This is a genomic window from Micromonospora mirobrigensis, assembly GCF_900091555.1.
GTDB classification, from domain to species: Bacteria; Actinomycetota; Actinomycetes; order Mycobacteriales; family Micromonosporaceae; genus Micromonospora; species Micromonospora mirobrigensis.
Genome location: NZ_FMCX01000002.1, coordinates 590,331 through 614,176 on the forward strand (window position 1 = coordinate 590,331; position 23,846 = coordinate 614,176).

Sequence of the window (23,846 nt, forward strand, 5' to 3'; positions counted from 1 at the left end):
CTCCACCACCGGCGACCCACCGGCCGGCACGGCAGGTCCGGACACCCGATCGCCAGCCGTCACCGGGCCGGTCGCCGCGTCGGCGGCGACCGCCCGGCCGCCGCCGACCCGAAGGAGGAAGCGGATCCGATGACCGACGTGCTGAGGTCCCGGCCGGCGACGCCCGTCGCGCCGCCACCGCCCGACCCCGCCCGCGCCGTCCCGCCCGGAGATCCCGTCCCGGCCAGCCACGAGCAACGCCAGATGTGGTCGCTGAGCCGCCTCGACCCGGACCCGGCCGGCTACCTGGTGCCGCTGGCCTACCGGCTGCGCGGGCCGCTGGACTCACCGGCGCTGGCCGCGGCGCTCGACGCGCTGGTGGCCCGGCACGCCGCCCTGCGGACCACCCTGGTCCCGGCCGACGACGGAGCCGGGCGGCGGGACGCGACGCCGCGCCTGCTCCAGGTGGTCCACGAGCCGCGCCCGGGGCTGCTGCGGGTGCACGACCTGAGCGGGTTGCCGGCCTGGCAACGCGACCAGGAGGTACGGGCCCGGCTGCACGCCGAGACCCGCGTCCCGCTCGACCCGGAACGCGGGCCGGTGCTGCGGGCGAACCTGCTGTGCTGCACGCCGCAGGAGCACGTGCTCCTGTTGACCTTCCACCACGTCGCCGTCGACGAGTGGTCGCTCGGCATCCTGCACGACGAGTGGGAACGGCTCTACACCGCGCACCGCACCGGCCGGCCGGCCGACCTCGACCCGGTCACCGTCGACCACCGCGACCACGCCGCCCGGCAGCACGACTGGCTGCGCGGGGCGGAGGCGGCGGCGCAACGCGACCACTGGCACGCCCGGCTCGCCGACGCGCCCGCCGTGCTGGAGCTGCCCACCGGCGGCCCCCGCCCCGAGCTGCCCTCCGGCGCGGGCGCCACCCTCTCGGTCCCGCTCGACGTGCCCGACGGGCTGCTGGCGCTGTGCCGGCGCGTCGGCGCCTCCCCGTACATGGTCATGCTGGCCACGCTGCACGTGCTGCTGGCCCGCTGGACCGGGCAGCGGGACATCGTGGTGGGCACGCCGGTGGCGAACCGCCGGCGGACCGAGACGCAGCGGCTCGTCGGACTGCTGCTCAACACCGTCGCGATCCGGGCCCGGCTCGACGACGACCCGTCGTTCGAGACACTGCTCGGGCGGGTCCGCACCGCCGCCCTCGACGCCCTGGCCAACGGCGAGCTGCCCTTCCCGGCGCTGCTGGAGTCGCTGCGCCCGGCCCGCCGGCCCGGCTTCACCCCGCTGTTCCAGGTGATGTTCGTCTACGGCCGGGAGGCCACCCCGCCCCGGCTCGACGACCTCGAGGTCACCACCGTCGAGGTGCCCACCAGCACCGCCAAGTTCGACCTCACCGTCTCGGTGCGGGAGAACGCCGACGGCGTACGCACCGAGCTGGAGTACCGCACCGACCTGTTCGACGACGACACCATCGGCCGGCTGGCCGGACACTTCCAGACCCTGCTGCGCTCGCTGGTCGCCGACCCGGCCGCTCCGGTCGGCTCGGCCGCGATGCTCACCGACGAGGAGCACCGGGAGCTCGTGGTGGCGGCCAACCGCACCGCCACCCCCACCGCACCCGACGAGCCGGTGCACCTGCTGATCGAGCGGCAGGCCGGGCGTACCCCCGATCGCGTGGCGGTCACCGACGACAACACGGCGCTGAGCTACCGCGAGCTGCACGCGCGCGCCGACGCGCTGGCCGGGACGCTGCGCGGGCGGGGCGTCGGCATCGGTGACCTGGTGGGCGTGCTGCTGCCCCGTTCGGTGTCGTTCGCGGTGGCGGTGCTCGCCACGCTGCGCACCGGCGCGGCCTACGTACCCATGGACCCGGCCAACCCGCCGGCCCGGCTGCGCCACCTGATCGACGACACCGCCGCGCCGGTGGTGCTCACCTGCCCTGAACTGACCCACCTGGTGCCCGACGGCCGGGCGCTGCTGATGCCGGAGCCGGACGAGCCGACCCCGGCGGCGCGGCCGGGCCCGGACGGCGGCGGCCCGCGGCGGCGGCCCCGCCGGCGGCCGGAACCCACCCCGGACGACCTGGCGTACGTCATCCACACCTCCGGGTCGACCGGCCGACCCAAGGGGGTCATGGTCACCCACCGGGGCGTCGGCAACTACGTGCGCTGGGCGGCCCAGGCCTACCGGTTGCGGCCCGGGGACGTCGTCCCGCTGCACTCGTCGGTCGGCTTCGACCTGACCGTCACCAGCCTGCTGGTCCCGCTGGTCACCGGCGCCACCGTGCGGATGCTCGGCGACCACCTCGGCCCGGAGGCGCTCGGCGAGGCGCTGCGCACCCAACGGCCGGCCTTCGGCCTGGTGAAGATCACCCCGGCCCAGCTCGACCTGGTACGCCACCAGCTCGGACCCGCCGAACTGGCCGACCGGACCCGCTGCTTCGTCATCGGCGGCGAGAACCTGCGCGCCGACCAGGTGGCGCCGTGGCGGACCCACGCCCCGGACACCGCGCTGGTCAACGAGTACGGACCCACCGAGACCGTGGTCGGCTGCGCCGCGTACGAGGTCGACCCGGCCACCCCTGTCGACGGCTCCGTCCCGATCGGCCGGCCGATCGCCAACACCGAGCTGTACGTGCTGGACTCCTGGGGCAACCCGGTCCCCGTCGGCGTGGTCGGTGAGCTGTACGTCGGCGGGGCCGGCGTGGCCCGCGGCTACCTGAACCAGCCGACGCTGACCGCGCAGCGGTTCGTCCCGCACCCCTTCTCGGCCACGCCGGGAGCGCGGCTCTACCGCACCGGCGACCTGGTGCGCCGTCGCCCGGACGGGAACCTCGAATACCTGGGCCGCACCGACAACCAGGTCAAGCTGCGCGGCTACCGGATCGAGTGCGGCGAGATCGAGGCGGCGGTACGCCGGCACCGCCCGGACGGCGACGTGACGGTGCAGCTGCGCCGGGACGACCCGGACGACCCGAGGCTGGTCGCCTACCTGGCCGGCGGGGCGCCGACCGACGCCGCGGCCCTGCGGGCGGCGCTCGCCGTCGAGCTGCCGTCCTACCTGGTCCCGTCCGACGTGGTCCTGCTCGACGCGCTGCCGCTGACCCGAAACGGCAAGCTGGACACCGCCGCGCTGCCCGCCCCCGGCCGGGCGGCGCCTCGGCAGCGCGTCGACGCCGCACCGGAGCGGCCCGCACCCGAACCGCCGTCCGCCGTCGCCGGCCCGACGACCTGGGACGCCACCCGGATCCGGCTGGAGCGGCTGGTCGCCGAGGTCTGGCGGGACGTGCTCGGGGTCGCCGAGGTCGGCGCCCGGGACAACTTCTTCGACCTCGGCGGCCACTCCATGCGGCTGCTGGCCGTGCTGCGCCGGCTGCGCGAGCAGGTCGGCGACGCCGTCACGGTCACCGACCTGTTCCGCAACCCCACCGTCGAGTCGCTGGCGGCGTTCCTGACCACCGCCACCACCGGGACCACCGCCCCGGCCACCCCCGCCCCCGCGCCGGCCGACATCCCGCGGCCCCGGGCGGGCGACGACACCGGCCGGCCCGACGGACTGATCGCCGTGGTCGGCATGGCCGGCCGCTTCCCCGGCGCCCGGGACGTCGACGAGTACTGGCACAACATCCGCGCCGGGGTCGAGTCGGTACGGGAGTTCACCGTCGAGGAGATGCTGGCCGACGGGGCGGACCCGGAGCGGATCGACGACCCGGCGTACGTCCGCTCCGGCACCTGGCTGCCCGGGATCGACGAGTTCGACGCCGCCTTCTTCGGCATCACGCCCCGGGAGGCGCAGACCCTCGACCCGCAGCACCGGATGCTGCTGGAGTGCGCCTGGCACGCGCTGGAGCACGCCGGGTACGACCCGGCCCGCCACCCGGGTCGGATCGGCCTGTTCGCCGGCTCGGGGCGCAGCGCGTACCTGCTCGACCACCTGAGCACCCACCCGGAGCTGCTGCACACCGTCGGCGAGCACCAGCTGTCCATCAGCAACGACAAGGACTTCCTGCTCAGCCGGGTCGCGTACAAGCTCGACCTGACCGGGCCGGCGGTCACCGTGGCCACCGCCTGCTCGACGTCGCTGGTCGCCGTGCACCTGGGCCGGCAGAGCCTGCTCACCGGCGAGTCGGACCTGGTCCTGGCCGGTGGGGTCAGCGTCTTCCCCGCGCAGCGGCGCGGCTACCTGCACCACGACGGCGGGGTCTACTCCCCCGACGGGCACTGCCGCCCGTTCAGCGCGGACGCCCGGGGCAGCATCGCCTCCAGCGGCGTCGGCGTCGTCGCGCTGAAACGGCTGGAGGACGCGGTCGCCGACGGCGACACCGTCTACGCGGTGATCCGGGGCTCGGCGATCAACAACGACGGCGCCCGCCGCACCGGCTACACCGCGCCGGGCGTCGACGGTCAGGTCGCGGTGATCACCGCGGCCCACGCGGCGGCCGGCGTCGACCCCGGCTCGGTGAGCTACGTGGAGGCGCACGGCACCGGCACCAGCCTCGGTGACCCGATCGAGGTCGCCGCCCTCACCGAGGCGTTCCGCCGGGGCACCGACGGGCGCGGCTTCTGCGCCCTCGGCTCGGTCAAGGCCAACATCGGGCACACCGACGCCGCCGCCGGGATCGCCGGCCTGCTCAAGACCGTGCTGGCGCTGCACCACCGGACGCTGCCGCCGACGATCAACGTACGCCGACCCCATCCGGCGATCGACTTCGCGAGCAGCCCGTTCCATCTCCCCGACACCGCCCGGCCGTGGCCCGGCGACGGTCCCCGCCGCGCCGGGGTCAGCTCGTTCGGCATGGGCGGCACCAACGCCCACGTCGTGCTGGAGGAGCCACCGGCCGCCCCGCCCGCCCGGCCGCCCGCCCCGGCCACCGGGCCGCAGCTGCTGGCCCTGTCGGCCCGTACGCCCGGGTCGCTGGAACGGCAGACCGGTCAGGTCCGCGACTGGCTCGACGCGCACCCCGGGGCGGAGCTCGCCGACGTGGCGGCCGCCCTGGGCCGGCGGCAGCCGATGGCGCAGCGGCGGTTCCTCGTCGCGGCGGACCGCGCCGACGCGCTGACCGCCCTCGACTCGGCGCAGCGGCAGTTCGGCGGCGCCCACCCCGGCGGCCGGCGGGCGCTGGTGTTCGCGTTCCCCGGGCACGGCGCGCAGCACGTGGCGATGGGCGCCGGACTGTACCGGGGCGAGCCCACCTACCGGGCCGTGGTCGACGAGTGCGCCGACCTGCTCCGCGACGAGCTGGGCCTGGACCTGCGTACGCTGCTGAGCCCGGAACCCGACGGCCACCCGGCGGCGGAGCGGCTGCTGGCCCGGCCGGCGCTGATCCAGCCGGCGCTCTTCGTCACCGAGTACGCCCTGGCCCGGGCCCTGCTGGCCCGCGGGGTGGAGCCGGACCTGATGGTGGGGCACAGCCTCGGCGAGTACGTCGCCGCCTGCCTGGCCGGCGTCTTCTCGCCGACCGACGCGCTGCGGCTGGTGGCCGCCCGGGGCGCGCTGGCCGAGCGCACCCCCGTCGGGGCGATGCTCGCGGTGGGCCTGCCCGAGGCGGCGGCGACCGAACTGCTCGGCGACGACCTGTCGCTGGCCGCGGTAAACGCGCCCGAGCTCTGCGTCCTCTCCGGCACCCCGGAGGCGATCGAGGCGGTACGCGCCCGGCTGACCGGCGACGGGGTGCAGTGCCGGCCGCTGCGGGTCACCCGGGGCTACCACTCGGCGCTGCTCGACCCGGTGCTCGACGAGTTCGCCGCGCACGCCCGCCGGGTCACCTACCACGAGCCGCAGCGGCCCTACCTGACCAACCTGACCGGCGGACCGGTCGAGCCGGGGCAGGTCACCGACCCGGCGTACTGGGTGGAGCACCTGCGCCGGCCGGTGCGGTTCGCCGAGTCGGCGGCGCTCCTGGCCGAGCAGGACGCGGTCCTCGCCGAGCTGGGCCCCGGGCACGCCCTGGGCGGCCTGGCCCGGCTGGCCGGCCTGCGACCCGGCCAGGTGGTGGCGGCGATGCGGCACCCGCGCGCCGACGCCGACGACCTCACCACGCTGCTCGACGCGGTGGGCCGGCTCTGGCTGGCCGGCGTCGAGGTCGACTGGGGACGGTTCCACGGGCCGCGCCGCCGGCTGGCCCTGCCCGGCTACCCGTTCGAGCGGCGCCGCTACTGGATCGACCCGGCGCCGAGGACCGGCCCGACCGGCCCCGCGCCCGCCCTGCCGGCGGCGGAGCCGACCACCCCGGAGGCGCCGGAGACCGCCGGGAACCGGCCGGCGCTCAGCACCGCCTACGTCGCGCCGAGCACGCCCGCGCAGGAGTGCGTGGCGCAGCTCTGGTCGGACCTGCTCGGCATCCGGCCGGTCGGGGCCCTGGACGACTTCTTCGAGCTGGGCGGCCACTCGTTGCTGGCCACCCAGTTCGTGGTGCGGCTGCGGGCCCGCCTGGGCGTGGCGCTGCCGCTGGAGGCGGTCTTCGCCACCCCGACCGTCGCCGGACTAGCGGCCGCCCTGCCGGCGACCGGCGCCGTGGCCACCGCCGAGCCGGTGCGGCCGGCCGCCGCACCGGTCCTCCCCCGCGCCGGCGCCGACGCCGGACCGGCGCCGCTCTCCTCCGGCCAGCACCGGCTCTGGTTCCTCGACCAGGCGTACGAGCAGGACGCCTACACCGTCAGCACGGCCCTGCTGCTCGACGGCGACCTCGACGTCGACGCGCTGCGGGGCGCCCTCGGCGAACTGGTCCGCCGGCACGAGTCGCTGCGGACGGTCTTCCCGCTCGGCGACGACGGTGACCCGGTCCAGCGGGTGCTCCCGCCCGGCCCCGTCGACCTGCCGGTCGTCACAGCACCGGCGGATGCCGACGACACCGCCCCGGCCCCGGGCGGCATCGTGGAGGCGGCGGTCGCCGACGCGCTGCCGCCGTGGGCGCACGCGGCGCTCGCCGCCGACGTCCGACGCCCGTTCGACCTGGCCCGCGGGCCGCTGTTCCGGGCCGTGCTGCTGCGCGTCGCCGACGACCGGCACGTGCTGTCGCTGACCATGCACCACACCGTCTCCGACGGCTGGTCGCTGGGCATCGTCGCCGACGAGGTGGTCACCGGCTACGACGCCGCCGTGCACGACCGTCCCTCGCCCCTGCCCGACCTGGCGATCCAGTACGGCGACTACGCGCGCTGGCAGCGCGGCCGGCTGGCCGACCCGGACAGCGCGGACGTGCGGTACTGGCGCGAACAGCTCGCCGGGGTGGCCGCCGTCCTGGAGGTGCCCGCCGACCGGCCCCGGCCGCCGGTGCAGAGCTTCCACGGCGCGGCCCACGCCCGGGTGCTGCCGTCGGCGACCGCCGACGAGCTGCGCCGGTTCAGCCAGGCCCGGGGCGTCACCCTGGCCATGACGGTGCTCGCCGCCTGGAAGACGCTGCTGTGGCGCTGGACCGGCCAGCGCGACATCTGCGTCGGCACGCCGGTCGCCGGCCGGGTACGCGCCGAACTCGAACCGATGGTCGGCTTCTTCGTCAACATGCTGCCGCTGCGCACCACGATCGACGCCGAGCGGACCTTCGACGAGCTGCTCGGGCAGGTCCGGCGCACCGCGCTCGGCGCGTACGACCACCAGGAGGTGCCGTTCGAGCGGCTGGTGGACCTGGTCGACGCGCCCCGGGACCTGAGCCGCAACCCGCTGTTCCAGGTCATGTTCAACATGCTGAACGTCCCCGAGCGGGAGCTGCGGGCCGAGGGGCTGCGGGTGACGCAGTTCGCCGTCGAGCCGGGCATCGCCCAGCAGGACCTCGCCCTGTACGCGTACGAGGTGCCCGAGGGGCTGCGGTTCCGGCTGGAGTACAACACCGACCTCTTCGACGCGGCCACCGCCGAGCGGATGACCGGCCACCTGGAGCGGCTGCTCGCCGCCGCCGTCGCCGACCCGGGCACCCGGCTGGGCGACCTGGCCGTGCTCACCCCCGCCGAGCTGGACCGCGTCGCCGGGTGGAACGACACCGCCACCGCGTACGACTGGCCCGGGACGGCGCCGGGCCGGACGCCGACCCTGGTCGAGCTGGTCGCACACCAGGTCGCCATGAACCCGCACCGGCCGGCGGTGACCTTCGGGGCGACCACCCTCAGCTACGCCGAGCTCGACGCCCGGGCCAACCGGCTCGCGCACCGGCTGCGTCGCGCTGGCGTCGGCCCCGACCGCACCGTCGCCGTCTGCCTGCACCGCTGCGAGGAACTGCCGGTAACCCTGCTCGGCGTGCTCAAGGCCGGCGGCGGTTACGTGCCGGTCGACCCCGACTACCCGGTCGAGCGGCAGCGGTACGTGCTCACCCACAGCGGCGCCACCGTCCTGGTCACCGAGGCGGGCCTCACCGACCGGTTCACCGGCTACGCCGGCGAGGTGCTGCTCGCCGGCGCGGCGGCCGACACCGGGCCGGACCCCGATCCCGGGCCGCCGGCCGGGCCGGAGCACCTGGCGTACGTGATCTACACCTCCGGGTCGACGGGCCGCCCCAAGGGAGTCCGGGTGACCCACGGCGCGGTGGTCAACACGCTGGCCGCGATGCGCGAGCGGCCCGGCCTGACCGCCGACGGCACCATGCTGGCGATGGCCAGCTTCGCCTTCGACATGTCCGTGCCGGAGCTCTTCCTGCCGCTGGTCGTCGGCGCCCGGATGCTGCTGGTGGGCCGGGACGTCGGCTACGACGCGCCACGGCTGGCCGCGCTGCTCGCCGCGGAACGGGTCACCCTGGCCCAGGGCACCCCGGCGACCTGGCGGCTGCTGATCGAGACCGGCTGGGCCGGGCAGCCCGGCCTGACGGCGGTATGCGGCGGCGAGGCGGTCTCCGCGCCGCTGGCCCGGCAGCTCGCCGAACGCGTCGACGCGCTGTGGAACCTGTACGGCCCGACCGAGGCGGCCGTCTGGTCCACCATGGAGCTTCTGACGCCCGACGTCACCCGGGTCACCGTGGGTCGGCCGATCGGCAACGTCCGGGCGTACGTGCTGGACGGGCGGCTCTCGCCGGTCCCGGTGGGGGTGCTGGGCGAGCTGTACCTCGGCGGCGCCGGGCTGGCCCGGGACTACCTCGGCGACCCGGAGCTCACCGCGCAACGGTTCGTGCCCGACCCGTTCGGTGGCGGCCGGCTGTACCGCACCGGCGACCTCGCCCGCTGGCTGCCCGACGGCCGGATCGAGTTCGCCGGCCGCACCGACTCGCAGGTGAAGGTGCGCGGCTTCCGCATCGAGCTGGGCGAGATCGAGGCGGTGCTGCGCGGCCACCCGTCGGTCCGGGACACCGCGGTGCTGGTCCGCGAGGACGACGGGGAGAAGAGCATCGTCGCGTACCTGACCCTGGCCGGCGACGAGGCCGCCGAGCCCGACCCGGACGCGGCGCCGGTGCCGGACTTCGACGTCGACCCGGCGCCGTGGCGGGCCTTCGCCCGTGACTTCCTGCCCGACCACATGGTCCCGTCGGCGTTCGTGGTGCTCGACCGGATGCCGCTGAGCGCCAACCGCAAGGTCGACCGGGCCGCCCTGCCGGCGCCGGTGCGCGGTCGTACCGCCGTCGGCGCGAGCCCGCCGGACACCCCGCTGCGCGCGACCCTGGCGCAACGCTGGGCGCAGGTGCTCGGGTACGACAGCGTCGGCATCGACGACGACTTCTTCGACCTCGGCGGCGACTCCTTCAAGGCGATCAAGGCCCTCTCCGGCACCGACCCGGCGATCAGCGTGCTGGACCTGTTCCGCCACCCGACGATCCGGGCGCTCACCGAGCACCTGGCCGAGACCGGCGGCTCCGCCGGGCGACTGCTGCACGAGCTGACCCCGGCCCGACCGGCCACGCCGACCCGGCTGACCCTGGTCTGCGTACCGTTCGCCGCCGGCAGCGCGATCACCTTCCAGCCGCTGGCCGACGCGCTCCCACCCGGCGTCCGGTTGTACGCCCTGGAACGGCCCGGGCACGACCTGAACCGCCCCGACGAGCCCCTGCTTGGACTGGACGAGCTGGTGGACGGCTGCGTCGCCGAGGTGGTCGAGGAGATCAGCGGCCCGGTGGCGGTGTACGGGCACTGCATGGGCGGCGCCGAGGCCGTCGAGCTGGGCCGCCGGCTGGAGGCGGCCGGGGTGGAGCTGACCGGATTGGTGATCGGCGCCCACTTCCCCGCCCCGCGCCTGCCGGGACGGGTGTTCGGCTGGCTGCGCCGCTGGTTCCCGACGCAGCGCTGGACGTCGAAGCGGCGGACGTTGGAGGCGCTGCGCGCGATGGGGTTCTTCACCGAGGTCTTCGACGAGCGGGAGAAGGACTTCGTGATGCGGGTGGTGCTGGCCGACTCCGCGATGGGCGAGGACTACTACACCGACGTCTACGCGACCGGGCTGTCCCCGAAGCTGACGGCGCCGATCGTCTGCGTGGTGGGCGGCGGTGACCGGGCCACGGAGTTGTACCAGGAGCGGTACCTGGAGTGGGAGTTCTTCTCCGACCGGGTGTCGCTGGAGGTGATCGAGGGCGCCGGCCACTACTTCGCCAAGCACCAGCCCGACGAGGTGGCCCGGATCATCCTGGCCGGCTGCGACCCGACGGCCCCGGAGAGGTCCGCGCCGGCGGCGGCAGCGGTCGCCGACGTACCCCCGCCGACGCCCGCGGTCGCAGCCGCGCCGGCGGTCCCCGCGCCGGCCGGCGCGGCCCGGCCCGTGAAGGCGGTCACCGAGCCGGCCGCCCGGCGGGCGGCGCCCAGCCTCACGGTGTTCTACCTGGTCGCCATCGGCCAGCTGGTGTCGCTGGTCGGCAGTGGACTGACCGGGTTCGGCATGGGGCTCTGGGTCTACCAGCAGACCCGGTCGGTGTCGCTGTTCGCCACCGCCACCGTCCTGGCGCTGCTGCCCGCCGTGGTGCTCTCCCCGGTCGCCGGCGCGCTGGCCGACCGGTGGGACCGACGGCGGATCATGATCGTGGCGGACTGCCTGGCCGCGGCCGGCACGGTGAGCCTGGCGCTGCTGCTCTGGCTCGGCCAGCTGCACCTCTGGCACGTCTTCACCGCCGTCACCGTCACCGCGGTGGCGACCGCCTTCCAGCAACCCGCGTACCTGGCGGCCGTCACCCAACTGGTGCCCAAGCGGTACTACGGTCGGGCCAACGGGATCGTCTCGCTGGGCACGGCGACGAGCACGGTGCTGGCGCCGCTGCTCGGCGGGGCGCTGGTGATCGCGGTGGGGCTGCGCGGGATCGTCGTGATCGACCTGCTCACCTTCGTCGTCGCGGTGACCGTGACCCTGTCGGTCCGCTTCCCCGACAGCCTCTTCGTCAGGCGCGAGGAGTCGTTCCGGCGGGCGGTGCTCGGCGGCTGGCGGTTCATCGTCCGCAGGCACGGGCTGGTGGCGCTGGTGGTGCTGACCGCGTCGCTGAACTACTTCTTCGCCATGGTCGAGGTCCTGGTCACCCCGCTGACCCTCTCCTTCGGCGACCCGGCGGTGCTGGGCCGGGTGCTCGCCGCCAGCGGCGTCGGCATGCTGGTCGGCTCGGTGCTGATGGGGGTGTGGGGCGGCACGGCCCGGCGTACCACCGGCATCCTGGGCAGCGTCGTGCTGCTCGGCGCGTCGCTGCTCACCGTGGGCCTGCGCCCCGACCCGCTCTTCCCGGCGCTCGGCCTGTTCGGCATGGGCCTGGCCACCGCGCTGGTGAACACCCACTGGCTGGCCATCGTGCAGGCGAAGGTGGGGTTGGAGCTCCAGGGCCGGGTGCTCTCCATGGGCCAGATGCTGTCCTGGCTGATGGTGCCGGCCGGTTTCCTCTCCGCCGGCCCGCTGGCCGAGCACGTCTTCGCCCCGCTCGTGTCACCCGGTGGGGCGCTGGCCGCCGTGGTCGGCACCGGGCCCGGTCGGGGCATGGCCCTCGCGGCGGTCGTGGCCGGCCTCTGCGCCCTCGCCCTCGCCGCGGTGGGCATCGCCTACCGGCCGATCCGCGACATCGAGGACGAGCTGCCCGACAACGATCCCGGCACCGTCGTCCTGGCCGACAAGGACCGCCTCCAGGCCGAGGCGGACCGCCGGCTCGCCGAGCACCGCCGCCGCTCGGCGCCGGTCCGGGCGGGTGGTGGCCGATGAGCGCCCCGGCCCGACCCGCCGGCCCGACCCGCCGCACCGGCGGCCGACGCCCCGCCGCCGGCCCGTCCACCATGGACTGTCTGCACCGGATGGTGGCCGCGCAGGCCGCCCGGACCCCGCTGGCGGAGGCGGTCCGGCACGCCGGGGGCACACTGTCGTACCGCGAGCTCGACGAGGCGGCGAACCGGCTGGCCCGGGTGCTGCTCGCCCGGGGGGTGAGCCGACAGGACCGGATCGGGGTGTGCCTGCCGCGTACCCCGGAGCTGGTGGTCGCGCTGCTCGCCGTGCTCAAGGCCGGCGCCTGCTACGTGCCGCTGGACCCGGCGTACCCGCCGGCCCGGGTGGCCTTCATGACCGCCGACTCCGGGGCCCGGCTGGTGCTGACCCGCGCCGACCTCGCCGACCGGTTCCCGGGACTGGCCGTCCCGCTCGACCGGCTCGACCTGCCGCCCGACGGCGGTGACCCGGCGGCGCCGGCGAACCCCACCGACCTGGCGTACGTCATCTACACCTCCGGCTCCACCGGACGCCCCAAGGGGGTGGCCATCGAGCACCGCTCGGCGGCGGTGCTGATGCACTGGACCCGGCAGACCTTCGACGACGTCGAACTGGGCGGGATGCTCGCCGCCACCTCCGTCTGCTTCGACCTGTCGGTCTTCGAGATCTTCGGCCCGCTCTGCTGGGGCGGCCGGGTGCTGCTCGTCGACGACGTGCTGGCCCTCGCCGCCCCCGGCGCGGACCGGCTGCCGGTCACCCTGGTCAACACCGTCCCCTCCGCGATCGGGGAACTGCTCACCGCCGACGCCCTGCCGGCGGGCGTGCGGACGGTTTGCCTGGCCGGTGAGCCGCTGACCGGCGCGCTGGCCGCCCGGGTCCGGGCCCGTCCGCAGGTACGCCGGCTGTGCAACCTCTACGGCCCGTCCGAGGACACCACGTACTCCACCTGGGCGGAGGTGCCGGCGGACGGCGGGGACCCGCCGATCGGCCGGCCGCTGCCGGGGACCCGGGCGTACGTCCTCGACCCCGACGGGCGACCGGTGGCGCCCGGCGAGCCGGGTGAGCTGCACCTGGCCGGGACGGGCCTGGCCCGCGGCTACCTGGACCGGCCCGAGGAGACCCGGGCCCGGTTCCTGGCCGACCCGTTCCGCCCCGGCGAGCGGATGTACCGCACCGGCGACCGGGTCCGGCTGCGCCCCGACGGTCAGCTGGCCTACCTGGGCCGCCTCGACGACCAGGTGAAGCTGCGCGGCTACCGGATCGAGCTGGGCGAGGTGGCCGCCCGGCTGGCCGCCCTGCCCGGCGTACGCGACGCCACCGCCGCCGTCCGCACCGGACCGAGCGGCGACCCGCTGCTGGTCGGCTACCTGGTCGGCGAGCGGCGCGACGACGTCCGGGCCCGGCTGGCCGGGGTGCTGCCCGCGCCCCTGGTCCCGACGACCGTGCTCTGGCTGGACCGGCTGCCCACCCTGCCCAACGGCAAGGTGGACCGGTCGGCGCTGCCCTCCCCCACCTTCGGCGCCGGATCGGACGGCGGAGCGCTCGCCGGTACGGCCGGCACGGTGGCGGCGGTCTGGCGGGAGGTGCTCGGCGTGCCGGTCGCCGCCGACGGCGACTTCCTCGACCTGGGCGGCGACTCGCTGCTGGCGGTCCGCTGCGCCACCCGGCTGGCCGTGGCCACCGGCCGGCCGGTCCGGCCCGGTGACCTCTTCGCCCACCCGACCGTCGCCGCGCTCGCCGCCCACCTCGACCGGCTGGCCGCCGAGCCGTCGCCAGGTGGTCACGTCCCGGCCGTGACCCCCGAGCCGGCACCGGGTGACCCGGCCCCGGCCGAGCAGCTGGCCGACCCGGGCCCGGACGAGGCCGCGCCGCTGTCGGCCGCGCAGGCCCGGCTGTGGTTCCTGTACCGGCTCGACCCGGCGGACACCTCCTACCTGCTGGCCTTCGCGGTGCGCTTCGACGCGCCGCTGGACCCCGACCGGCTGGCCCGGGCGCTGCGCCTGGTGGTGCATCGGCATCCGGCCCTGCGCACCGTCTTCCCGGCCGGCCCGGACGGGCCGGTGCAGCGGGTCCGGGCCACCGCCGGTCCACCACCGGCGGTCGCGCCGGCCGAACCGGGTACGCCCCTGGACCAACGGCTCGAACGGCTCACCGCCGAGGCCACCCGCACCCCGATGGACCTGGCCACCGGGCCGCTGCTCCGCGCCCACCTGCTGCCCGACGACACCGGCCGGGCGGTGGCGCTGCTGCTGGTGGTGCACCACATCGTCTGCGACGACTGGTCGTTCGGGCTGATCGTGCGGGACCTGGCCCGGGCGTACGACGATCCCGACGAGCTGCGGTCCCCGGCGGCCGGGCCGGCCACGTTCGCCGTGGCCCAGCGCGACTGGCTGGCCGGGCCGGCGGGACGGCGGGCGCTGACCGACGTGCTCGACGAGCTGCGCGGCGCACCCGACCTGCTGGACCTGCCCGCCACGCCACCGGACCGGTTCGCGGGCCCGACCTGGCCGGAGCTGCCGCCGCCCACGCGGTCCGAAACGCCCGGCGGGGCCGCGCTGCGGACCACCCTCGACCCGGCCACCGCCGACGCGGTACGCCGGCTGGCCCGCGCCGAGCGGGTCAGCCTGCACATGGTCGGGCTGGCCGCGTTCGCCACCCTGCTCGGCGCGGCCACCGGCCGGAACGACCTGCTGGTCGGCGTCGCGTTCGCCGGCCGGACCAGCGTCGCCGCCGAGGCGAGCGTCGGCTGTCACGTCAACACCGTGCCACTGCGGCTGCGCCCGGCGCCCGAGCGCCGCTTCGCCGACCTGCTCGCCGAGGCCCGTCGGGTCACCCTGCTCGCCGCCGCCCACCAGGACGTCCCCTTCGACCTGCTGGTGGAGCGGCTGCGGCCCACCCGCCGGCCGGGCCGCACCCCGCTGGTGCAGGTGGCGTTCGGGGTGCAGAACGCCCCGCCGGCCCGGCACCGCACCGCCGACGGAATCCGGTTCACCGGCGTGGAGCTGACCCCGGACACCGCCCGGCTCGACCTGACCCTCTGGCTCGACGAGCGGCGCGACGGGCTGGCGGCACTGTGGACGTACCGCACCGATCTGTTCGACCGCGACGGGGTGGTCGCCTGGCACCGCCGGTTCACGGCGCTGCTGCGCACCGTCGCCGCCGACCCCCGGCGCAGTCTCGCCGACTGCGTCGACACCCTGGGAGCGAGAGATGACTGAACAGACCCGGGTCGCGCGGACCATCCCCCGACGCGGCCGTGAACGCGACCTGGTGGAGGTACGCCCCGACTGGCCCGGCGGCCCGCTGCCGGCCCTGGTCCGGGCGAACCTGCCCGACGTGGACCTCGCCGGCTGGCTGGCCGGGCACCGCGACCGGGTCGACGAGCTGGCCCGCCGGCACGGCGCCGTGCTGTTCCGCGGGTTCGCCGTGGCCGGTGCGGCCGACTTCCGCACCGTGATGGCCGCGCTCTCCGACGACGTGCTCTCCTACGGCGAGCGCTCCTCGCCGCGCAGCCAGGTCACCGAGGGCGTCTACACCTCCACCGAACACCCGGCCGACCAGCCGATCGTGCTGCACAACGAGCAGTCGTACACGGTGAACTGGCCGCTGCGGGTCGTCTTCCACTGCGAGGTGGAGCCGGCCGCCGGCGGTCGTACGCCGCTCGCCGACAGCCGGCGGGTGCTGGCCCGGCTGCGCCCGGAGACCGTCGCCGAGTTCGAGCGGCGCGGGGTGCTCTACCGGCGCAACTACCTGCCCGGGATCAGCCTGAGCTGGCAGACCGCGTTCCAGACCGACCGGCGGGAGGACGTCGAGGCGTACTGCGCGCGGGCCCTGATCGACACCGAGTGGGTCGGCGAGCAGCAGCTGCGGACCCGGCAGGTCCGCCCGGCGGTACGCCGGCACCCGGTCACCGGCGAGCGGACCTGGTTCAACCACGCGCTGTTCTTCCACGTCACATCGCTGCCCGACGAGGTCGGCGCCGGCCTGCGGGCCGCCCTGGCCGAGGAGGACCTGCCCTACCAGACCGCGTACGGCGACGGCACGCCGATCGGCGCCGAGGTGCTGGCCGAGCTGCGGGCCGCGTACGCCGCGGAGACCCGCTCCTTCGCCTGGCAGCGCGGCGACGTGCTGCTGGTGGAGAACATGCTCGCCGCGCACGCCCGGGAGCCGTTCACCCCGCCCCGGCGGATCCTCACCGCGATGTCCGACCCGGTCGCCGCCCCCGAGCTGACCGCCCGACGCGCCGAGGCGACGGGAGAGCCGGCATGAGCGGGCCCACCCCGCGCCGGCGGGGCACCGCCACGATAGGCGCCCCGGTGACCCGCCGGGTGCTCGTCGACGACGAGTTCGTGCTGCTCGTCGAGGCCGCCGTACCCGACCTGGACCTGGCCGGCTGGCTGACCGGCCGCCGCCCGCAGCTGCTGGCCGACCTGGACCGGTACGGGGCGGTGTTCTTCCGCGGCTTCGACGTCCGCATCCCCGACGACTTCAGCCGGGCCGCCCGGGCGGTCGGCCCGGACCTGCTCGGCTACCTGGAACGCGCCGCCCCGCGGCACGAGGTCGCCGACCGGGTGTTCACCTCCACCGAGTTCAACGCCGGGCAGTGGATCCCGCTGCACCACGAGATGTCGTACTCGCACAACTGGCCCAGCTACCTGTACTTCTGGTGCGGGCAGCCGGCCACCGGCAGCGGCGGGGCCACCCCGCTGGCCAGTGAGCGGGTCACCACCCCGCTGATCCCCGGCGACGTCCGGGAACGGTTCCTGCGGCACGGGGTGCGCTACGTGCGCAACTACGGCCCGCACCTGGACCTGCCCTGGCAGGAGGCGTTCCAGACCACCGACCGGGCGGAGGTCGAGGCGTACTGCGCGGCGTCGGCGACCGAGTTCACCTGGCTGGGCGCCGACGGGCTGCGGACGGTCGCCCGGCGGCAGGCGGTCGCCGCCCACCCGCGGACCGGGGAGACGGTGTGGTTCAACCACGCCCACCTGTTCCACGCGACGAACCTGCCGGCGGAGGTCTCCGCCGCGCTGATCCGCGAGTACGGCCCGGAGGGGCTGCCCCGCAACGCCTACTTCGGCGACGGCGAGCCGATCCCCGACGAGGTGGCCACCGGGCTGCGGGAGCTGTATCGGGAACACGCGGTGTCGGTTCCCTGGCAGCGCGGCGACGTGCTGGTGGTGGACAACTTCCTGGCGACCCACGGTCGCGAACCCTTCAGCGGCGACCGGCAGATCCTGGTCGCCATGTCCGACCTCTACGTCAACCGGAGCGCGGTGTGAACGGCTACCGTCTGTCCCCGATCCAGCGACTCGCCTGGTCGCACAAGCACGACCTGGTCCGGGCCCGGGTGCGCCTCGACCGGCCACTGGACCGGGCCCGGTTGCAGGCCGCCGTGGACACGGTGGTGGCCCGGCACGAGGCGCTGCGGCTGACCCTGGTGCACCACCCCGGCCTGCGGGTGCCGATGCAGGACGTCGACGACGACCGCGCCGTCACCGTCGGCGCGCAGGGCGAACTGTCGGTCACCGTCGGCGACGACGCCCTGGAGCTGGCCGCCACCCCGCTGATCGCCGACCCGGCCGGCCTGCGGCTGGTCCTGGCCGACCTGGCCCGGGCGTACGCCGGTGAGGCGCTGCCGGAGGACCCGGAGGCGTTGCAGTTCCTCGACGTCGCCGAGTGGCAGCTGGAGGAGCGCGAGGCGGCCCCGGCCGCCGCGCCGGCCGCGCCGGCCGCCCGGCTGGTCACCCCGCACGGTGACGACCCCACCGCCCTGGTCACCGCCACGGTGGACGCCGCCGACCTGGCCGACGTGGCGCGGACCGCCGGCGTCGAGCCGGGCACCGTGCTGCTGGCCGCCTGGGCGGTGGCGGTGGCCCGCCGCGCGGAGGCGCCGGACGGCGCCGACGAGGCGGAGCTGGTGCTGGCCCGGTGGAACGACGGCCGGCACGCGGCCGGCACCGAGACCGTGGTGGGCCCGCTCGGCGGCTACGGTCCGCTGCGGCTGCCCCTGCCGCTGCCCGCCGCCCCGGCCGACCTGCTGGCCGCCGTGCGCGCCGCCGAGGTCGCCGCCGACGACGCCTTCCACCTGGTCGACCCGGTGGACGACCAGACCGGGGCGGTCGCCGGCTTCGCGGTCGAGTCCGTCGTGGACCCGGCCACGCTGGCCGAACTGGGTGCCGCCGCGGTGGAGGTGGCCACCCCGGCGGCGGCCGCCGGACCGCAGCTCACCGCGCTGCTCGACGGCGACCGGATCACCCTGCGGGTGGTCGGTGGCCAGTGGCTGCTGGACTCGCTGCTCGCGGTCCTGCGCACCCTGCCGGCCGCGCCGCCCGAGGGCACGGCGCCGGTCGGGCTCGGCGACGCGGAGGCCCGCTGGCTGACCGAGGCGGCCGGCGCCCCGGGTGGGGCGTCGACGCGTACCCTCGTGGAGCTGCTCGACGCGGGCCTGGCGGGGATGGCTCCCGACGCCGTGGCGGTGCTCGCCGCGGACGGCGGGTACACCGCCGGTGAGCTGCGGGAGCGGGCCGCGCGGGTGGCCGGCGCGCTGGCCGCGCGCGGGCTGCGCGGCGCCCCGGTCGGGGTGCTGGCCGCCCGGTCCCGGGAGACCGTGGTGGCGTTCCTCGGCGTGCTGCGCGCCGGGGCGGTCTTCGTCCCGCTGGACCCGGACGCCCCGGCGCCACGGCTCGCCGCCCAGCTCGCGGCGGTCGACGCGCGGCTCGTGGTGGGTGCCGGCGGCCCGGCGACCGTGTCCGTCGACGACCTGGTCGCGGCCGGCGAGCGGCCGCCCGCCGCGCTGCCCGCCCCGGCCGACCCGGCGTACGTCATCTTCACGTCCGGCTCGACCGGCACGCCGCGACCGGTGCAGGTGTCGCACGGCGCCGCCGCGCACCTGGCCGACGCCCTCGAAACGGCCGTCTACGCCCGCAGCCGGCCGGGGCTGCGGGTGGCGGTGAACGCCCCGCTCACCTTCGACGCCTCGATCAAGCAGCTGGTGCAGCTCGGCCACGGCCGCGGCCTCTACCTGGTGCCGGAGGAGACCCGCCGCGACGGCGCCGAGCTGGCCGCCACCCTGGCCGCGCACGACGTCGACGTGCTCGACCTGACCCCGTCGCAGCTGCGCATCCTGCTCGCCGGGGCGGGCGGGCGGCGGCTGCCCGGCCTGCTGCTGCTCGGTGGGGAGGCGATCGCCCCGGACCTGTGGGAGACGGTGGCGGCGCTGCCCGGCGTCCGGGCGGTCAACCTGTACGGCCCGACCGAGTGCACGGTGGACACCAGCGCCGCCGAGATCCGCGCCGGGGACGCGCCCGGCATCGGCCGGCCGCTGCCCGGCGTCACGGTGTGGGTGCTCGACGAGCGGCTGCGTCCGGTCCCGCCCGGGGTGGCCGGGGAGCTCTGCGTCGCCGGACCGCAGCTCGCCGACGGCTACCGGAGCGACCCGGAGAGCACCGCCCGCCGGTTCGTCTCCGTGGAGCTGCCGTCCGGGCGCACCGAGCGGGTGTACCGCACCGGCGACCGGGTCCGCTTCGACGCCGACCGACGGCTGCGCTACCTGGGCCGCCTCGACGACCAGGTGAAGATCCACGGCTTCCGGGTGGAGCCGGGCGAGGTGGCCGCGGTGCTGCGTGGGCACCCGGAGGTGGCCGACGCCGCCGTGGTGGCCCGGGACGACGACGGGCACGGCGACCGGCTGGTCGCCTACGTGCGCCCGGGTCGCCCCGCCCGGGCAGTCGACGTGGACGTCGAGCGGATCGCCGGGGTCAACCCGCACGAGACCCGCTACCTGTACGACGAGATCTTCGTCCAGCGGGTCTATCTGCGCGACGGCATCGTGCTGCGGCCCGGGGCGACCGTGCTCGACGTGGGCGCGAACATCGGCATGTTCTCGCTCTTCGTGCACGCCGCCTGCCCGGACGCGACGATCCACGCGTTCGAGCCGGTGCCGTCGGTGGCCGGGCTGCTGCGCCGCAACGTCACCGAGTTCGGCGTACCGGCGACGGTGCACGCCTTCGGGCTGTCGAGGGCGGCCGGGGAGGTCTCCTTCACCTACTACCCGGGCTACTCGATGATGTCCGGCCACGCCGCGTACGCCGACCCGGCCGCCGAGGTGGCGGTGATCAAGCGGTTCCTCGCCAACGAGCGGGACGCCGGGGCCGACCAGCGGGACGTGCTGCTGGGGCGGGTCGACGAGCTGCTCGCCGAGCGTTTCGCCGGCCGGGAGCTGACGGTGCCGGTCCGGCCGCTCTCCGACGTCCTCGACGAGCTGGCGCCCGAGCGGATCGACCTGCTGAAGATCGACGTGCAGCGCGCCGAGGCGGACGTGCTCGCCGGGCTGGCCGACCGGCACTGGCCGCTGGTCGCGCAGGTCGCCATGGAGGTGCACGACGCCCCCGGCACCGACACCGCCGGGCGGCTGGCCGAGCTGGTCGCCCTCTTCGAGGGCCACGGCTTCGACGTGGTCACCCGGCAGGACGACCTGCTGGCCGGCACCGACCGGCACACCCTGCACGCGGTCCGCCCCGAGTACGCGGCCGACCCGCGCCCGGCGGTCACCGTGCCGGACGGTCCGGCCGCCGGGCCGCTCGACGAACGGTTGACCGGGTGGCTCGCCGGCCGGCTCCCGGCCCACCTGGTGCCGGCGGCCGTGGTGCTCCTCGACGCGCTGCCGCTGACCGGCAACGGCAAGCTGGACCGGGCGGCACTGCCCGCGCCCCGCCTCGACCGGCCCCGCGACGCCGCGGCCGTGGCACCCGCCAACCGGGCGGAGGAGATCCTGGTCGAGGCGTGGCGGGAGGTGCTGGGCGTGCCGGGCGTCGGCGTGACCGACCCGTTCTTCGCCCTCGGCGGCGACTCCATCCGCAGCATCCAGGTGCAGGTCGCGGCCAACCGGCGCGGGCTCTCCTTCCGGCTCGGCGACATCTTCACCTACCAGACCATCCGGGAGCTGGTCACCCACGGCGAGATCACCCTGGACGGGGTGGCTCCGCCGGTCGCCGCCGAGCCGGCCGGGCGGTTCGCGCTGGTGACCGCCGCCGACCGGGCGGCGCTGCCCGGCGGGCTCGACGACGCGTACCCGATGACCGCCCTCCAACAGGGCATGGTCTACCACTGCGAGCTGACCGGCGACCCGGCGATCTACCACAACGTCACCGCGCACCGGATCGCCGCGCCGCTGGACGTGGCGGCGCTGCGCCGCGCGGCGGCCGCCCTGGTGGCCGCCCATCCGGTGCTGCGGACCGGGTTCGCGCTGGGCGCGTACTCCGAGCCGTTGCAGCTGGTGCACACCGACGTGCCGGTCGAGGTGCCGGTGACGGACCTGACCGGGGCCGACCCGCGGACCCGCCGGGCCCGCATCGACGACCTGGTGGCCCAGGAACGGGTACGCCCCTTCGACCTGACCCGGCCACCGCTGCTGCGGCTGCACGCCGTCCGGGAGGACGCCGACACGTTCACCCTGATCATCGCCGAGTTCCACGCCGTCCTGGACGGCTGGAGCCTGCACCTGTTCCGCACCGACCTGCTCGCCGCGTACGACCGGGAGCGCGCCGGCACGACGTACCCGGCGCGGCCGGGGCTGCCGGTGCGGGAGTACGTGGCGGCCGAGCGGGCCGCCCTGGCCGAGGAGGACACCCGCCGGTTCTGGCTGGACGGCCCGGGCGCGCTGCCGCCGCTGCTGCTCGGCGGCGCGGCGCCGCGGACCACCACCACCCAGCGGGTGCCGCTGCGCGGCGACGCCACCGAGGTGGTCACCGCGGCGGCCCGCGCGGCCGGGGTGCCGGTCAAGTCCTGGCTGCTCGCGGTCCACCTGCGGATGCTCGGCGAGCTCGCCGGACGCGACGACGTGGTCACCGGCCTGGTGGTCGGCGGCCGGCCCGAGGGGGACGGCAGCGACGCCACCCTCGGGCTGTTCCTCAACACCCTGCCGGTGGGCCTGACGTTGGGCACCCGCTCCCCGGCCGACCTGGCCGCCGAGGTGTGGCGGGCCGAGCGGCGGATGATGGGGCACCACCGCTTCCCGCTGGCCGAGATCGTCCGGGCCGGTGGGGGCGGTCCCCGCTTCGACCACTTCTTCAACTGGACCCACTTCCCGAACGGGCCGGCCGGCGGCGGCAGCCGCATCGTGGACAGTCGCGGGATCACCGTGGACGTGGCGTTCAGCCTCGCCGTGGACGCCGAGCTGGACGCCGACACGGGCCGGCTGGCCCTGACCGTCCAGTACGACCACCGCACCGTTCCCGCCGACCGGGTGGATGCCTTCGCCGACGGCTTCCGCCGGCTGCTGGCGGCCGACCCGACCGCGCCGCTGCCGGCCGTGCCCGCCGGGCCGGCGACCGGGGACGACGCCCGGGTCCGGTGGGCGACCCGGGTGGCGGCGGCCTGGCAGGAGGTGCTCGGGATCGCCCCGGTCGACCCGGCGACCGACTGGTCGGCCGCCGGCGGGGACTCGCTGCGGGCGCTGCGGCTGGTCACCGTGCTGCGGCAGCGCCACGGCAGCGACCTCACCCTGCCCGAGTTCCTGACCCTGGGCAGCTACGGGCGGTTGGTGGACCGGGTGGCGCGCTCGTGACCGGCCTCGGCACGGCCGCCGTGCACGGCGACGACGGCCTGGTCCCCGGCGGGTCGGTGGCGCCGCCGATCGTGCAGAGCGTCACGTTCAGCGCCGAGTCCGACGAGCGGTTCACCGAGATCGCCACCGAGAGCCGGGGCAGCGCCTTCTACACCCGGTACGGCAACCCGAACCACGCGCAGGTGGCGGCCGTGGTCGCCGGGTTGGAGGGCGCGGAGACGGGGCTGGTCACCGCCTCCGGGATGGGTGCGATCAGCACGATCGCGCTGGCGCTGCTGCGCGCCGGCGACCACGTGGTGGTGCAGCGCAGCACGTACGGCGGCACCACCTCGCTCGCCACCGGCCTGCTGCCGCGGTTCGGGGTGGCGTACACCCAGGTCGACCAGACCGACACCGCGGCGTTCGCCCGGGCGTTGCGGCCGCAGACCCGGCTGGTGCTGGTGGAGACGCCGAGCAATCCGCTGCTGGAGCTGACCGACGTGGCGGCCGTGGTGGAGCCGGCGCACGCGGCCGGGGCGCTGGTGGTGGTGGACAACACCTTCGCCACCCCGGTGAACCAGCGTCCGGCGGCCGCCGGGGCGGACCTGGTCTGGCACAGCGGCACCAAGTTCCTCGGTGGCCACTCCGACGTCTCCGCCGGGGTGGTCGTCGGCTCCGCGGAGCTGATCGAGCAGGTGTGGCGGACCGCGATCGTCACCGGCGCCACCCTCGGCCCGGTGGACGCGTGGCTGCTGCTGCGTGGCATCCGGACGCTGCCGCTGCGGGTGGAGCGGCACAACGCCAACGCCCTGGCCCTGGCCCGGGCGTTGGAGGGGCACCCGGCCGTGGCCCGGGTCCGCTATCCGGGGCTGGCGTCGCATCCGCAGCACGCGCTGGCCCGGCGGCAGATGACCGGGTTCGGCGGGGTGCTCGGCGTCGAGCTGCGCGGCGGCCGGGCGGGCGCCGCGGCGCTGCTGCACGGGCTGCGGCTGGCCAAACGCGCGGCCAGTCTCGGCAGCGTCAGCACGCTGGTGGTGCACCCCCGGTCGATGTGGGCGGGCATCGTGGACGCCGGACAGCTGGCCGCCGCCGGCATCTCCGACGGGCTGGTCCGGGTCTCCACCGGCATCGAGGACACCGCCGACCTGGTGGCCGACTTCGTCACGGCGGCCGACGGGGCGGTGGCGGTGGGGTGATCCGGCCGGTCGACGGTCCCGTCGGGCCGGCCGACGTGCCGGACCGT

General features: G+C 76.3%; 6 protein-coding genes. All 6 read left to right on the forward strand.

Translation table 11 applies throughout. From position 1 onward, the window contains the following. Nucleotides 1–129 precede the first annotated feature (129 nt). From GA0070564_RS10070 to GA0070564_RS10095, 6 genes are read left to right on the forward strand one after another with little or no spacing between them, the layout of a single operon-like run. Nucleotides 130–12,060 (forward strand): non-ribosomal peptide synthetase/type I polyketide synthase, encoded by an 11,931-nt coding sequence (locus GA0070564_RS10070; RefSeq protein ID WP_141714738.1) that lies wholly within the window; start codon nucleotides 130–132, stop codon nucleotides 12,058–12,060. Beyond that, nucleotides 12,057–15,275, forward strand: a complete 3,219-nt coding sequence (locus GA0070564_RS10075; RefSeq protein WP_091606263.1) for a non-ribosomal peptide synthetase — start codon at nucleotides 12,057–12,059, stop codon at nucleotides 15,273–15,275. The genes GA0070564_RS10070 and GA0070564_RS10075 overlap by 4 nt, the downstream gene beginning before the upstream one ends. After that, nucleotides 15,268–16,326 (forward strand): TauD/TfdA family dioxygenase, encoded by a 1,059-nt coding sequence (locus tag GA0070564_RS10080; RefSeq protein ID WP_091606267.1) that lies wholly within the window; start codon nucleotides 15,268–15,270, stop codon nucleotides 16,324–16,326. The genes GA0070564_RS10075 and GA0070564_RS10080 overlap by 8 nt, the downstream gene beginning before the upstream one ends. Continuing rightward, complete coding sequence (locus tag GA0070564_RS10085; RefSeq protein ID WP_091606270.1) at nucleotides 16,323–17,339, forward strand: TauD/TfdA family dioxygenase; 1,017 nt, start codon at nucleotides 16,323–16,325, stop codon at nucleotides 17,337–17,339. The genes GA0070564_RS10080 and GA0070564_RS10085 overlap by 4 nt, the downstream gene beginning before the upstream one ends. Then, nucleotides 17,336–22,624: a non-ribosomal peptide synthetase gene (locus GA0070564_RS30560; protein WP_091606273.1), complete on the forward strand. Its 5,289-nt coding sequence runs from the start codon at nucleotides 17,336–17,338 to the stop codon at nucleotides 22,622–22,624. The genes GA0070564_RS10085 and GA0070564_RS30560 overlap by 4 nt, the downstream gene beginning before the upstream one ends. After that, nucleotides 22,621–23,799: a trans-sulfuration enzyme family protein gene (locus GA0070564_RS10095; protein ID WP_091606277.1), complete on the forward strand. Its 1,179-nt coding sequence runs from the start codon at nucleotides 22,621–22,623 to the stop codon at nucleotides 23,797–23,799. Before GA0070564_RS30560 ends, GA0070564_RS10095 begins: the two co-directional genes overlap by 4 nt. Nucleotides 23,800–23,846: the final 47 nt, after the last annotated feature.

Bases quoted from the DNA above. Each gene is read 5' to 3' on its own strand.
- GA0070564_RS10080 (WP_091606267.1), top strand. From the start codon at position 15,268: ATGACTGAACAGACCCGGGTCGCGCGGACCATCCCCCGACGCGGCCGT.
- GA0070564_RS10070 (WP_141714738.1), top strand. From the start codon at position 130: ATGACCGACGTGCTGAGGTCCCGGCCGGCGACGCCCGTCGCGCCGCCA.
- GA0070564_RS10075 (WP_091606263.1), top strand. From the start codon at position 12,057: ATGAGCGCCCCGGCCCGACCCGCCGGCCCGACCCGCCGCACCGGCGGC.
- GA0070564_RS10085 (WP_091606270.1), top strand. From the start codon at position 16,323: ATGAGCGGGCCCACCCCGCGCCGGCGGGGCACCGCCACGATAGGCGCC.